Source organism: Neoaquamicrobium sediminum, assembly GCF_013240295.1.
Taxonomy (GTDB): Bacteria; Pseudomonadota; Alphaproteobacteria; order Rhizobiales; family Rhizobiaceae; genus Aerobium; species Aerobium sediminum.
In genome coordinates this window covers 380,325-393,685 of the sequence record NZ_JABETK010000003.1, presented here as the reverse complement: position 1 = coordinate 393,685, position 13,361 = coordinate 380,325, and the positions used below count along the sequence as shown (strand labels likewise).

13 protein-coding genes and 1 pseudogene are annotated in these 13,361 nt (G+C 59.7%); 4 read left to right on the top strand and 10 right to left on the bottom strand.

Features of this window, described 5'->3' with window-relative positions; translation table 11 throughout:
• Positions 1 to 2: 2 nt before the first annotated feature.
• The 6 genes and pseudogenes from HK436_RS24585 to HK436_RS24560 form a co-directional block, all read right to left on the bottom strand.
• Positions 3 to 1,482 (bottom strand): annotated as a pseudogene (locus HK436_RS24585) (TolC family protein).
• A gap of 1,067 nt (positions 1,483 to 2,549) precedes the next feature.
• On the bottom strand, positions 2,550 to 2,822 hold the full coding sequence (locus tag HK436_RS24580; RefSeq protein WP_173194287.1) for a hypothetical protein: 273 nt from the start codon (positions 2,820 to 2,822) through the stop codon (positions 2,550 to 2,552).
• Between the two features lie 327 nt (positions 2,823 to 3,149).
• A complete protein-coding gene (locus HK436_RS24575) occupies positions 3,150 to 3,437 on the bottom strand; it encodes a hypothetical protein (protein WP_173194285.1) in 288 nt (95 codons plus the stop codon).
• A gap of 256 nt (positions 3,438 to 3,693) precedes the next feature.
• The gene (locus HK436_RS24570) at positions 3,694 to 4,152 is read right to left on the bottom strand and encodes a c-type cytochrome (protein WP_173194283.1); all 459 of its coding nucleotides are present in this window, start codon (positions 4,150 to 4,152) and stop codon (positions 3,694 to 3,696) included.
• Between the two features lie 5 nt (positions 4,153 to 4,157).
• On the bottom strand, positions 4,158 to 4,613 hold the full coding sequence (locus HK436_RS24565; RefSeq protein ID WP_173194281.1) for a DUF411 domain-containing protein: 456 nt from the start codon (positions 4,611 to 4,613) through the stop codon (positions 4,158 to 4,160).
• Between the two features lie 23 nt (positions 4,614 to 4,636).
• The gene (locus HK436_RS24560; RefSeq protein ID WP_244649388.1) at positions 4,637 to 6,379 is read right to left on the bottom strand and encodes a multicopper oxidase family protein; all 1,743 of its coding nucleotides are present in this window, start codon (positions 6,377 to 6,379) and stop codon (positions 4,637 to 4,639) included.
• A 337-nt stretch (positions 6,380 to 6,716) separates the two neighbouring features.
• Here HK436_RS24560 and HK436_RS24555 point away from each other — a divergent pair, with 337 nt between their 5' ends.
• The 3 genes from HK436_RS24555 to HK436_RS24545 are packed head-to-tail and all read left to right on the top strand — an operon-like array spanning position 6,717 to position 8,701.
• Positions 6,717 to 6,992 carry a metal-sensitive transcriptional regulator gene (locus tag HK436_RS24555; protein ID WP_173194280.1) on the top strand — a complete coding sequence of 92 codons (276 nt, stop codon included), beginning with the start codon at positions 6,717 to 6,719 and terminating at the stop codon, positions 6,990 to 6,992.
• A gap of 37 nt (positions 6,993 to 7,029) precedes the next feature.
• A complete protein-coding gene (locus HK436_RS24550; protein ID WP_173194278.1) occupies positions 7,030 to 7,884 on the top strand; it encodes a DUF6692 family protein in 855 nt (284 codons plus the stop codon).
• A 55-nt stretch (positions 7,885 to 7,939) separates the two neighbouring features.
• A complete protein-coding gene (locus HK436_RS24545; RefSeq protein ID WP_173194551.1) occupies positions 7,940 to 8,701 on the top strand; it encodes a glutaredoxin family protein in 762 nt (253 codons plus the stop codon).
• A gap of 113 nt (positions 8,702 to 8,814) precedes the next feature.
• Here the strand turns inward: HK436_RS24545 and HK436_RS24540 are convergent, their stop codons facing one another.
• A complete protein-coding gene (locus tag HK436_RS24540) occupies positions 8,815 to 9,378 on the bottom strand; it encodes an MlrC C-terminal domain-containing protein (protein ID WP_194248641.1) in 564 nt (187 codons plus the stop codon).
• Positions 9,379 to 9,462: 84 nt separating this feature from the next.
• Here HK436_RS24540 and istB point away from each other — a divergent pair, with 84 nt between their 5' ends.
• Positions 9,463 to 10,197, top strand: a complete 735-nt coding sequence (istB, locus tag HK436_RS24535; protein WP_173194274.1) for an IS21-like element helper ATPase IstB — start codon at positions 9,463 to 9,465, stop codon at positions 10,195 to 10,197.
• A 236-nt stretch (positions 10,198 to 10,433) separates the two neighbouring features.
• Here istB and HK436_RS24530 read toward each other — a convergent pair whose 3' ends face one another.
• From HK436_RS24530 to HK436_RS24520, 3 genes are all read right to left on the bottom strand, one after another.
• Positions 10,434 to 11,153, bottom strand: coding sequence for a class I SAM-dependent methyltransferase (locus tag HK436_RS24530; protein WP_173194272.1), 720 nt, complete (start codon positions 11,151 to 11,153; stop codon positions 10,434 to 10,436).
• 143 nt (positions 11,154 to 11,296) lie between these two features.
• Entirely contained in the window at positions 11,297 to 11,551 is a 255-nt protein-coding gene (locus HK436_RS24525; protein ID WP_173194270.1) for a hypothetical protein, read from the bottom strand.
• A 622-nt stretch (positions 11,552 to 12,173) separates the two neighbouring features.
• Positions 12,174 to 13,346, bottom strand: a complete 1,173-nt coding sequence (locus HK436_RS24520) for a polysaccharide pyruvyl transferase family protein (RefSeq protein ID WP_173194268.1) — start codon at positions 13,344 to 13,346, stop codon at positions 12,174 to 12,176.
• Between the last annotated feature and the right edge of the window lie 15 nt (positions 13,347 to 13,361).

Below are 13,361 nucleotides of genomic sequence, written 5' to 3'. Positions count from 1 at the left end.
TCTCAATGGCCTGCCGCTTCGCCCGCATCGGCGACTGCCTCTGGTTCTCCGCCACCGGTCTCCGCGCCGCCGGAGCGGCCTCCGTAAATGGTTGGAGCGAGATTGGCCTCGGCGAGCCAGAAATCGCGCTTCGCATCGACGGAGAGCAGGACAGAATCTATCTTGGCGCGCGTATCTGCCAGCAATTCGAAGGTGCTGGTGATCATGCCGTTGTAAGTCAGCAGAGATTGTTCCTCGATCGTTGTACGGAGGGGGAGACGTTGTTCCGGTAGTGGCGCGCTATGTCATAGGTGGACTTATACTGGTCGTAGGCTGAGCGAGCCTCTGATCGCACCGTTACAGCCCTTTCCGCGAGACGGTTGGCTGCTGCCATGTAGTCCAGTTCAGCGCGTCGCATGCGTGCTCGGCCGCTGTCGAAGATTGGAATTGCAAACTCGACCTCCAGGTCCAGGTCGCCCGAAACTGACACTTTCCGTTCACCGTCCTCTCGTTCCCCCTCGGCTTCAAAGCCGGCTACCAAAGCGATATCGGTCATATACCGGGTGACATCGGTCAGACCATACTGCTTGGCCAGCGCCTCAAGTTCCAGAGCGGCTGCCTTCAGGTCTGCGCGATGACCGAGGGCGTCGGTTTCAATGGTTTCGATACGGGCGAGTGATTTCGGCAGCGGGGGCAACCGGTTTGGAACCTCGTATTCTACATTCGCCCCCAAAGCCCCATCAGGCGGGTGAGTTCGGCCTTGGCGCTCCGGGCCGCGAGCCGAGCTCGCGCTGTCTGCCCTGCCAGCTCAGCGTAGAAGACGTGTTCGCGCGCCTGACCGGATTTGTTCAGAGCCCCAGTCTCGCCTAGTCTGGTCGCTAGTTCCGACGCAGCATCGGCGGCTGCCTTGGCCTGATTGAGATAGGCAACACGCTCCCACGCCGAGGCGGCTTCGATCCAGGCGCGACGAGTATCCGCGGCCAATGCCAATGTCGCGACCGCCGCATCAAGCTGTGCCTTGCGAAAGCGGGTGTCCGCAATGTCGATGCGCCTGTCCCGCGTCACGAGCGCAAAGATGTTGTTTACGATCATTCCCTCGACAGCTCGGAAGGCACCGAGTTCGGGCGCGCCCAGGCCGAGTACGCCGATCGAAGCCGTCGGATTGACGAACATGGTTTCCTGCCATGCGTCGGCAGCTGAAAGTCCAAGCTCGGCGTAGGCAGCCTGAAGCCCCTTGTTGTTCAGAAGAGCGACCTGCACGGCCGTGTCGGCGTTGATCGTTTTGCCTCGGACCAAAGCCTGGACTTTCGAGCTTGTCGCGTCGGCAGTCTGCTTGTCTTGGATCCAAACGGCATTCTTGCCGGTGGCCGTCCGTGTGGTGGCCTCTACCGTGCTGAACCCGGCGAACGCGTCCGCGTAGACGGCCTCCTGGGCGGTGACTGCACACCCGCCCGCGACAAGAGGGAGGGCAAGGATCAATGCTGTTCTCGCTGTGCGGTTCATCGACCACCTCCCGGTCTCTGAGCATCGTTTTGCTCCCGCCACGGGCGAGGCTCTACCGGGGTGCGGTGCGTGTAGGCGCCAATCGGATTGTGGTGATGAAGCGGGCTTACCTCATAGGGCAGTTCGGGTGATCGAGTCGGTGTGACGTCAGTCGGCAAAGTCGCTGCACAACCGCCCATGAATAGCGGCAGCGCGACCATCGAAACGGTCATTTTCATGTGAATTACCTGATCGTTGAATTCGAGGAGTCCTGCCGCGGACAAAACTCCTGCGGTCATTGACTCGGCAAAACGAAATTCAGATCAGGTATTCGGAGGCCGGTGCGGAAGGACCCACTCGCCTGGCGCCACATTCGTATCGACGAGCATGTGGGTGACAACTATCGGTTCGCGGGATGCAAGCCCGTAAAACGGGACGATACAGGCTACGCCCGCACAGAAAAGGTCACAACACTTCTCTGCTGTGGCCGCAAAGGGCAACGCGGCACCGTCGGCTTCACTTACCGTGTCTTCAGCGGTTTCCCCCGCGAATGCCCATGTACTGAGGCGGGATGGCCGTTGGTGTCGGCAGATATCGTCATATGATGGTCCGCGTCGGCGAATGTAAAGTTTGCAGACGCTACCTGCGCATAGGGGGCAGCAAACAGCACAAGTGCTAGGAGCAGCCTGGCCGCAAGTCCCAGAAGTCGTGTCGATATCCGGCGCGATTCACCCATGGCTAATGCTATGCTGGAAGCTCCGTCGTCGGTCAAGGAGTCGTCCTTTACATTTCTGTAAGGTGAAAACGTGGCGGCAAGCGACGCTCTGACACCCAAAATGCCACAGGTTCATGTTCACAAGGTTGGGGATTTATGCTCGGCGACGCCAAACCTTGATCAAGGGAAGCGACGGAATGAATGCCGTGGAGTCGTCGCTAGGCTCGGGCGCCCACATCGTCCCAAGTCTGCAGGGTCAGGCCATTGACCCTGCACGTTATTGCGATCGATATTGCCGGGCATGTTTTCCAGCTAAGGCCGGCAGGCGTCGCACCCGATTGACAGCCGGTCCCGTCTCAAATGTGAACGCCGTTCAGCGACCGCCGAGACGCTCCCGAACCTGTTGCTTGGGGTTCATGATGGAAACCGTACCGTAGCGTTCGTTTGTGCGCTCAACCAGCCCATTGGCGAGGACACGAAATGATATCTCGGGATTGGACCTCGAAGTAGCAGTTTCTCCCGGTTGTCCGTGACCCTGCAGGATGGCATTCAATCTTGATGTTCCCTCGGCGAGTGGCTCGATCGCCAGAGCAGTGGAACTCATGGAAATCAGGGCGAGCGACACGAAAATAAGCTGCTTCTTCATTTGGTCTATCCTTTTGAGGGCACGTCAATGTGCCGAGGAAAGATCCTAGGTTGGGACATTTTCCGTGAGCTTCCATGAAGTATAAAATAATGTAATGTTCTGTCGGCTCGGCTGTGCGAGCCTGCCATGCGATCTCAAGGTGTGAGTTTGAGGCTTATTGCAATGAGAACCGGCCGCCGAACGGGTCGATCGGCAGAGCTTCGCCAACGATGGCACGCTTGAGCCAACCGCCTTTCCACGCCAGCCGGCACGCCGTGTCCGCTATGTGCGAGCCTGGCTGAGGGCTCGTACGACAATCGCGCTGCTTTCTGCCGGTGAGCACGCCGCTTAGGAGCGCCGCGAACCGCGCGGCGCCTGTGGGCTGGCCGGCCGCCTCGGGTTTTTCGACGTCATTGACACTCCGCCTCGATCCAAACGGGTTTCATCCGGGTTTGTAACCTCATCGCCGCAGATGAGTTTGTAAGCCTTGGCGGGACAAGCATGGCAGCAGCCATCCCGTTCCAAGCGCTCGAGCGCCATCAGAAGATGCTCCGCTACCTGCAGCCGTTGCTCAGTGAGGGCAATGCGGAATGCATCGAGAATCGCTTCAGCGAGAATTCTGTCGTCGGAGGCCATGGATTCCTCCTTTGGCAATCGCGTGTGTTCGTCCCGAACATGCCATGGTCCACCTTCCACCGACTGTAAGGTCAATGCTTTGTTTCGATCGAACGGGAAGGCGAATTACAGGCCGCCCCGCTATCGTTGGTCAGATTGGCGGCGGATGAACGCTTCGAAGGTGCTGAGAGAACACCATTTAGGCGATCAATTGCCATTCGATGGAGGTACAAAGGCCAGGGCCGAAAGGCTGGTTGTTGTGTACCAGCGGGCGAGATCATGACGATCCCTCTTTCTGTTCCCTGCGACTTATCTCCTTTTGATAATCGCGTTCGCGTTCTGGCCAGGTGCTCTTTATGTAATCGAGCACCGCCCGGATGTCGCTGTCCGGCAGAATATCGCCAAAACCCGGCATGTCGCTCTGGTAGCCGCCGCCGACAACAGCGGCAGTCCCTTCCCTGGTAATACGGTAAAGCACGCCGTCGGGGTGGTGCCAGGTGTGGCCTGTGGCGTCGTGCGGCGGCGCGGGCAGACGCCCAGTTGGGAGCGGTTGCTTCCAGTCCGGCTGGCCCTCGAGGTTGGCCCCGTGGCAGGAGGCGCAGTGCTCGGCGTAAAGCATGCGGCCGCTCATGATATCCTCCTTGGCGCCGCCCAGCGGCAGCCTGCCAGTGACCGCTAGCAAAATGACGGCGAATGCGCCGACGGCGACAGCGACCAAGGTTAGGGGATGTTTCATGAGCGCTACTCCCGCGCATAGATACCGGCGACGGTGCCGGATTTCGAAATCTCGAGGATTTCAAACGGGCGTTCCTTGGCGCCGCCCATACCGGGCGAACCGAGCGGCATGCCGGGCAGCGTCACGCCCTTGATGTCAGGGCGCCCCGTCAGCAACTTCGAGACAGTCGCGACCGGTACATGGCCACTTACGGCGTAGCCTTCGATGATCGAAAGGTGACAGCCTTGCACGTCGTCGGGCACCCCTGCCTCGCGGCTCATGGAGGCGAGTTGATGGGTCGGCTCTACGGTTACGGTGAAGCCGTTCTGCCGCAGGTAATCGGCGTAGCTCTCGCAGCAACCGCATTGCGGATTCTTGTAGAGCATCACCTCCTGCGCTTCGGCCGTGCTGGGCAGGAAGGCATAGATTGAAGCAGTGGTGGCGACCGTGGCGGCGAGTACGGTGAAGGTCAGATTGCGCATGTCTTGCTCCTTTTCTGATTTGATCAGGCAACCCGGATGACGCTGGTCATGCCCGAGGCCTGGTGTTCGAGGATGTGGCAGTGAAACATCCAGTCGCCGGGATTGTCGGCGACAAATGCGATCTCGATCCTTTCGCGCGGCGCCATCAGCACCGTGTCGCGCCATTCGCGGTGACTTGTTGGCGCGCCGTCGCGCGAGATTACCCGAAACGAATGTCCATGCAGGTGGATGGGGTGATGCCATGCGGTTGCGTTGGTCATCGCGAGCACGCAGCTTTTGCCGCGCGGCAGAGCGAGCATGGGCTCTAGGACATGGCCCTCCGCCGCGACGCCGTTGACCAGCCAGATCCCGCCGCCGCGCATCATGGCGCCCATTCCGTCCACAGTTCCTCCGGAGGCGGTGGCAAGGCCCATCTCTTGCATCACCATCGCGCCCATCATTCCGCCGGTAAACAGCACCTCGTGGCGCAAAGCATTGGCGAAATCGGGCTCGGCAAGTGGGTTGGCGGGCAATTCCAACGGCCAATCGGGCACAGCCTCGCGCAGCGGTTCATCTTGATAGGCAATGGTGAGGAGATTGTATTCCAGCCCGGTATAAAACGTGTCCTCGATGGTGAAACGCTCGCCTGGGCGCCCCGTGCAATCGAGGACAATGTCGGCACGCATGGCGGGGCCGAGGACGATCCGGCCCGCCTCCTGTGAGTGTGGCGTGACCGGTTGACCGTCGAGTGCGATCACAACCGGCTGATGGTCTCTGAAGTCGAGACCGAATATTCGCGCATTGGCGGCGTTGATCAGCCGTAGGCGAATCCGTTCGCCGCGGCGTACCTCAAACGTTTCGGGCACCTGGCCGTTGATGGTGACGATGTTGCCCATCCGCCCGTTATGGGCTGCGTCATGCGGGTGTCCGAAATCGTCGCTGGCATCGCCTTGATGTGTTAGCCGCCAGTCATCCAGCACCCAGACTAGGTCCCGGTCGACGGGGATGGGGTTAGCCTCCTCGATGACCAGGGCGCCGTAAAGCCCCCGGTCCACCTGTTCGAAGCTGCGCTGGTGGGGATGGTACCAGAAGGTACCTGCGTCAAGTGCGTCGAATTCATAGGCGAAACTGTCGCCTGTCGCGATTGGCCTCTGGGTAAGATGTGGCACGCCGTCCATGGCGTTTGGTGTCCGGACGCCATGCCAGTGCACTGTGGTTTCCTTCGCCAGCCCGTTCTCGACCATGATGCGCAGGCGGTCGCCTTGTCGGACCCGCAATTCCGGTCCCGGCACGGTTTTGTTGTAGGCCCAGACCCCGGTTTCCTGTTCCGATCGCGGGTTGAGACTCGCCGTCCCGGTGGCGGCCCGGAGGCGGAATTGTCTTACGTTCGGCGCAGCCGCACCAGGGCTCGTCGTCGCCCACGGCAGGACGGCTGTCGCCAGTAAGGAAGTCAGGAAATTGCGGCGCGACAGCGCCGGCATGCAAATGTCGTTCATGGCAATGATCCCGGAAATGCGTGAGTGCGCGGCGATGGGCGATCGCGAACCGATCAACAACGCCACTTGCTGCGCACGAACGTGGCGCGAAGCGGTGATGTTCAAACGTTCTGGTTGGCGCCTGCAGCGGAATCTAGCGGGGAGGGTGGTGTTCAGGCGGGCCGGTACGGTCCGGCATGCCGCGATCGGACATCGCCGGGGTAGGCGATCTTTCTGGCAGCGGGAGTTCGGACCCCCGAATGGGCAGCGCCACTGAGGACGCGACACAGACCATCTCGCAGGTGTCCGCAATCGAATCCATGTCCACGCATTCGGTACAGCCGGACATTTGATCTACCTGGCCAAGGGCCAACTTGACCAATGGCGTTGCGGTGGCAGCGCTACTCGCCGCCCCGCTGGCGGAGATAGCGGCAAACAAGATCAGAAGCGCGGCGCATAGGTGTCGCATCGTCGGACAATTACCTTCGATTGCCGGCCGTGTCGAGAACATTGGCCCGTCGTACCGAGCATTCGCAGACGGTGGCCCGGCCAGATCGCAGGGTGACCGGATAATGCCGTAAGTCGGCGACCTTGGAACATCTTTGGCCGATGGTGGTTTCTCACATACCCATATGGGGTATCGACGAGAATGGATGCGGAACGCAGAAAATCGAAAGTTGCTCGCCTCAACCGGATTGCCGGCCAGGTGCAGGGCATATCGCGCATGATGGCGGAGGACCGCTACTGCATCGACATCCTGCACCAGATCCAGGCCGTGCGCGTGGCGCTTTCGCGTGCTGAGAACGAAATCCTTCGCGACCATGCAACCGAATGCGTGGCGAGCGCGATCGCGTCCGGAAATGCGGCCGACCAGAAGCAAAAGGTCGACGAGTTGATCAATCTTTTCGACCGCTCGAAAGGTTGATCCCGCGAGAGGCGGGACGAAAAGCAGGAGCATTTGAATGTCCTATGTCCGTTTTGGACTGATGATCCTCACCTCCACCGTGGTGATGTTCATCCTCATGTACCTCAACACCTATGCGTGGGAGCACGTCTTCTTTTCGGAGACTCGCACCTATATGGCGGTCCTGATGGGCGCGACGATGGCGATCATTATGCTCGCCTACATGCTGGGGATGTACAAGAATACGTCGCTGAACATCGCCATCTTCGTTGGGGCGGTAGTCGTCTTCGCATTGTCGCTTTGGCTGGTGCGCAGCCAGGTCACGGTTTCCGGGCCGAGCTACATGCGCGCGATGATCCCGCATCATTCAATCGCCGTCATGACGTCCGAGCGGGCGCAGATCCGCGATCAGCGTGTGCGCAAGCTCGCTGACGAGATCATCGAGGCGCAGCGGCGGGAGATCGCCGAGATGCGCTATCTCATCGCTGACGTCTCGGGTGGCAATGTCGCCGACGACGTCTACCAGGACCCTCCAGCCGAGCCGGGTGACGTAGAAGATGCTCTTTCGAATTTGCTCGTTTCCACACTCGATCTGGCGCCGATGAGCGAGGCGGAGGCATCACAAGTGATGGAAGGGGGCGCCAGTTGCACGTTCAACCGCAGTCCCGAATCCGAGCCGATCCTCTGGGCCGGCGAGGATGGCGCAGCCGCCAAGCTGAACGGCGTTCTGCTCGCGCTGGATGCGGCGGGCGATCCCCAAGGCGAGGCGGCCGGGTTCACCACGCCCGGCATGACAGTCAGCGTCCGGCGTCTCGGCGACGAAGGCGACTGGCGCGCCGATGCCGAACTCGTTTTTGAGCTCGAGCGGGGTCTGAGTGTCGGATATCGCGGCTTCTATACGTGCAGCGGTTGAGGCTTGTATCAATTGCCCGATCCGCGCGCCGACGGGCAGCGAAGGGAATTCAGTCATGGCACTAGATCGAAATGCAAAGAAGGCCACGCTCTACAGGATGGTCATGCCGGACCATCTTTGTCCGTATGGCCTGAAATCCAAGGATCTTTTGGAGCGGAACGGTTTTGACGTGGAAGATCGGCACCTTGAGACTCGTGAGCAGACCGACGCCTTCAAGCGCCAGCATAGGGTCGAGACGACCCCGCAGACCTTCATAGATGGACAGCGGATTGGCGGGTACGACCAGTTGCGGGAATATTTCGGAGAGCATGTCGAAAACAAGGACGAAACCAGCTACCAGCCCGTCATAACCATCTTCTCGGTCGCGTTTCTCATGGCGCTTGCTTTCAGCTGGGCGGCCTTCGGAACCGTCCTGACCATCCGGGCCATCGAATGGTTCGTCGCGATCAGCATGACCATACTCGCCGTGCAGAAATTGCAGGACGTCGAAAGCTTCTCGACGATGTTCCTGAACTACGACCTGCTGGCCCGTCGCTGGGTCCGCTACGGATATCTCTACCCTTTCGGCGAAGCGCTGGCGGGTATCCTGATGATCGCCGGCGCGCTTATGTGGATAGCTGCTCCCGTTGCGTTCTTCATTGGTACCATTGGCGCGACTTCGGTCTTCAAAGCTGTCTACGTTGATAAACGCGAGCTGAAATGCGCCTGTGTGGGCGGTTCGAGCAACGTGCCGCTCGGCTTTGTGTCCCTAACCGAAAATCTGATGATGATGGCAATGGCGATCTGGATGCCGTTGAAGGCGTTTTGGGCGGGTTGATCGCCCTGTCGAGCAGAATTTCGATCGGTGCTGGAGTTCGATTCTTCACTGATCAAGTGCGCATTTTGATTTGTTGCGTTCTCTTCCAAGCAGAAAAGCTCGCCGGTCTCGGATCAAATGTCGTCCAGCGGCCAGATCGGCCGCCTTATGTGCTTGTAGAGGCGAGCGAGGAAGTTTTTGGTCGAAAGCGCCCCGGTATCGACCTCGATCACGTTGCGGGCAATCGGCTCGAATGCGGCGCGGAAATGCTGCATCGACTTGACCACAAGCGTGGATTTGCGGTGGGGGTCCACGCCCAGTGACGTGAACTGCGCCAGATCGGTCGCCTGCCCGTTATTGGTGATCACCACGACTTCAACGCCATCGATCCGCAGAAGCGCGCTGAGGCCGTGGTTGCGCCATGTGCCGCCGCCGATCGGGCCGTAGGCGATGAAGTGGCCGCTGGAGAGCGTTACGACCTCCCCGGTCACATCCAGAGGCGCCCCGCCGATGGACGGGTCCACCTTGCCGCCCAGCTTCAGGCGCACCGTGTTGCCGACGCCCGCTTCCTGCGCTTTCAAAGCCGCTTCCGGATCGCATATGGCATGGAAACCGACATTGGTCAGCCCGGCCTCGAGGATCGGGTGGAGCAGGGTGGTCGCGTCGCCATAGGCGCTCGATCCGCCGCCGGCCGTCACGATCCTCACACCCGACGCGCTGCGTCTGCGACACGAGCCGCAGGCCGACTGCGCTCGCTACGACAGTCTCAGGAGGCCAAGCTGATGGAACGCACCCAGGTTCTGGACCTGATGGGAACGCTGAAGCTCTACGGCATGCGCAGCGCCTACGACGAGATTATGGCCACCGCCATCAAGCGCCAGCACGAGCCGCCGAGGGTCGTCGGCGACCTGCTGTCGGCCGAGATCGCCGAGAAGCAGGCGCGTTCGATCAAATACCAACTCACCGTCGCCAAGCTGCCGCTGGCCAAGGACATAGACGACTTCGACTTCGCCGACACGCCCGTCAACGAGACGCTCGTGCGCGACCTCGCCACCGGCGCCTTCGTCGCCGACCAGCGCAACGCCGTGCTCATCGGCGGCACCGGCACGGGCAAGTCGCACCTGGCCATCGCGATCGCCCGCTCCCTCATCCGCAATGGAGCCCGCGGCCGCTTCTTCAACGTCGTCGATCTGGTCAACCGCCTCGAGACCGAGCACCGTGCCGGAAAGCAGGGACGCCTCGCCGACTACCTCACCCGGCTCGACTTCGCCGTGCTCGATGAACTCGGCTATCTGCCCTTTGCCCAGGCCGGCGGACAGTTGCTCTTCCACCTGATCAGCCGGCTCTACGAACGCACCTCGATCATCGTCACAACCAACCTTGCGTTCGGCGAATGGCCCGCCGTCTTCGGCGTCGCCAAGATGACGACGGCGCTGCTCGACCGCCTCACCCATCACTGCGAGATCATCGAAACCGGCAACGAGTCCTGGCGCTTCAAGAACCGATCTCAAAGCTAAAGCCAGGGAGCTCAACCCACGCGCCCGACCGGGTTGCGCAACCCCGACCAGCTCCACCCGGTCGGGCGCTCACCGTCGAGCCCTACGAGGGGGTCTCGATTGCACGCCGATCCAGGGTCCCCATTCCGAGCCGATTGACACCGGCTGCTTGAACGGACCACGCGTGCGATCCACATCGTCGTGGGGTCGATACTTGCGGTAGTGGCTGCAAACACGATTGCCGCATAGGGCCGGCGTCAGGTCTTCCTCGCCAGGGCCATCAAGGTCCACCCGAGGCCGAGCCGCTCCTTCAGGCTTTCGAACCGGTCTCCAACGAGCAGCCGGACCGGCCTGTTCAGCGTTCGGGAATTGATCAGCCGCATCACGCCCTTGTTCGCCCTGGGCGAAACAGAGAAGAGCTCCTTCACGGCAAAATCGCGTTCGAGCAGGCCCGCGAGTTCACGCCGATCGAGCCACCGCCGTAGCTGGCCGGGCCCAGGTGGAAGCACCCGGTTGAAGCGCTCCAAAACGACGCGGTTCTGCGTAGCCAGCATCAGGTAACCGTCCGGCTTCAGCAACCCCGCTACCTTTTCAGCGAACGCCTGCTGATCTGCAACATGCGACAGAACCTCCAGCGCGACCACGACATCGTATGCACCGCCGTCAAATGCCAGCTTCATGAAATCCCCGGCTACGAAGCGTGCTCCCGGCACCCGCGACCGCGCCCTGTCGAGCACTTCATCGGAAAGATCGGTTCCGGTCACGCGTCCGTAACGCAGCAATTTCGGGCACAGCCAGCCCGTTCCGCATCCGACCTCGAGAATATTGAGGTCGCGTCGACCAAGACGCTCCAGCCAACCGAGGACCACCTCTGCCTGACGGAGGCTGACATCCTGTACGGACCTTTCGCGGTTTTCGCTGTTCCAGCCATTCCAGAAATGTCTCTGTTGCGCCAGCGGCTCGCTATCTGTGTCCACGGTGAACCGTCTCCATGGGGAGGGTTTGGGAAATAGTATGCCTCCCGCGGCGCTTGGACAGCTACCATTCCGAGGCGTGCGTCCACCAATCGGCTTAGGCAGCCGCCTGCTTTGTCCCGTCGTTCGCCTTGCCTAGAGAGAGATCAGGCTTTACGTCCAGTGCGAGGCTGGCGCCGAAGAGGAAGTCCCGAACCCTGTTTGCGATTGCAAGAACATTGCTGATTGCCGCGCGCTGCGTCGCCGTTGCTGCCTTCGCGTTCCCCGTTGGACCGGGCATGGCTGACGCCCATGGCGTCGCGATCGGCGATATGGGAACGACGGATAGCCATCACGGCTATTCCCATGGGGACGACCTCGACGAGGCGCACCCCGAACACCACGGCGCCGATCACAGCCATGACACGCCGACCGACCCAAATCGCGTCCATCATGCCTTGAAACTGGTCCCGGAACCGCGCCACGCGGCGACATACCCAGCTTACCTCGCGATCGGACCGGCGCCCGGTGAAAGACCTCCCAGATCGCCTACAGCGAGCTCAAGCGCATGATCTGATAATACCGCTTACGTACGGTCCGCCATCCCCAGTGACTCAATATCGGGGAAGTTGCGCCGAAGATGGTGGGTGGGCCAGCGACGTTGGCTTTCCCACCATCGAGACCACGCAAAGCTTCCGCGACAACATCGAAGTGAGCAGAAGATTCCTGGATACCCATTGGTCTTCAAACGTAATCGCAGGTAGCTCTTTGCCCTTCTCCGGACCGCTGTCGTACACTGCTGGAACGCGCGTTTTTCAAGTGTCTTGGCGCGCGGTTAGGGCTCGTTCCTTCAGGGGTGTCCCGTTGCGGCGCAGATACGTTTTATGCGTTTAGGCGCCGGATCGGGGATCTTCCGGCCTGCGCCTCCAATGCTTTGTGAAAGGTGGAGAGCCGCAAGGACATTCTTACAGCTCTCCAAAGGTGACGTATAAATCTTATGACAGTAAATACTCCATATATCAATAACGGTGTCTTCTAATGGTTTTAGATGCTAAGTACAGACAAAATCTGTTCTCCTTGCTGCATTGCGCTGTCTTTAACGGCTTTATTTTCTGTGTTTATCTCTGATTGGATCAATGGCGCATTATCTATTGCGTTCCGCGTCTGGTTCATGAGTATATCAACCTCGAAACATTCGATGTGCTGCCGATACTCGCGCTGGTTGTACCGCTCCAGTAGATCGTCATTCTTCGCATTGTAGCTCAGCGATATCGTCGGTAGCCCCATCATGAGTGCGCAGACGACGTTGTGATAGCGGGACGCGACGACTAGCGTTGCGTCCATCATCGCTTCCATCACCGCATGGAGTGATTCCGTATTGCACGTTTCGACTTGGTCGCAAGTGTGGGGTTTGAGGCGACTCAGAAGATCGCTAATTGCAGTTGCGTCGAGCACGTCGCCAGTAATCAGCCGCACACGGTAACCCTCGTTAACGAGCTTCGTCACATAGGAGGCAAGCTTGCCCAAATAGCGCTCGTATATGCTTGGGCCGCTGGAGTCGGATTTCTTCCATCCCTGGTAATACATGACGCCCAACACGATGGTTAATCGTTCTGAGGATGCAGATCGCGACGGAGTAGGAAGATTAAACGCCAAATCAGGATAGCATTGGTCATCTATAAAATTGCCTCCGATTTCATGCATATATTTTCTAGAACTTTCGTCGCGATAGGATATGTAAGACGCGCATTTTACTGATTTCTTGAACAGAAATCGACTCAATGGATGCATGATAGGTCCTGCGCCGACGCTAACAAAAGCGATAGGTATACCAAGTACCTTTGCTGCCACACACCAGCGAAAGAGAACGAATGGCCACCCGGAGGCTGTTTCCTGAAAATCATCAAGGATGCCGGTCCCGGGGATAACAAGGACCTTCACACCGCGCAGCTTTATAAATATTTGCGCCAGACCTAACGTCATGCGGGGCAGTCCGGCCAGCGCTCTGTCGACAAGCGCAATGCGCCCGTGTAGCTCTGAACCGCCTACAGAGATACTGGGCACTGCGTAGCGCTGTGAAATCACAGCCGGCGCTGGGCAGATGCAGATTAGTGGGCTTGTAGGTAGGACCGCCTGCAAATAGTTTAACATAGATTCAAGAGAACCGTCGTTGCCGCTGTTGCCGCAGCCGAATAAACCAAGTAATGCGATAGTCATGACAGATATCCTCCG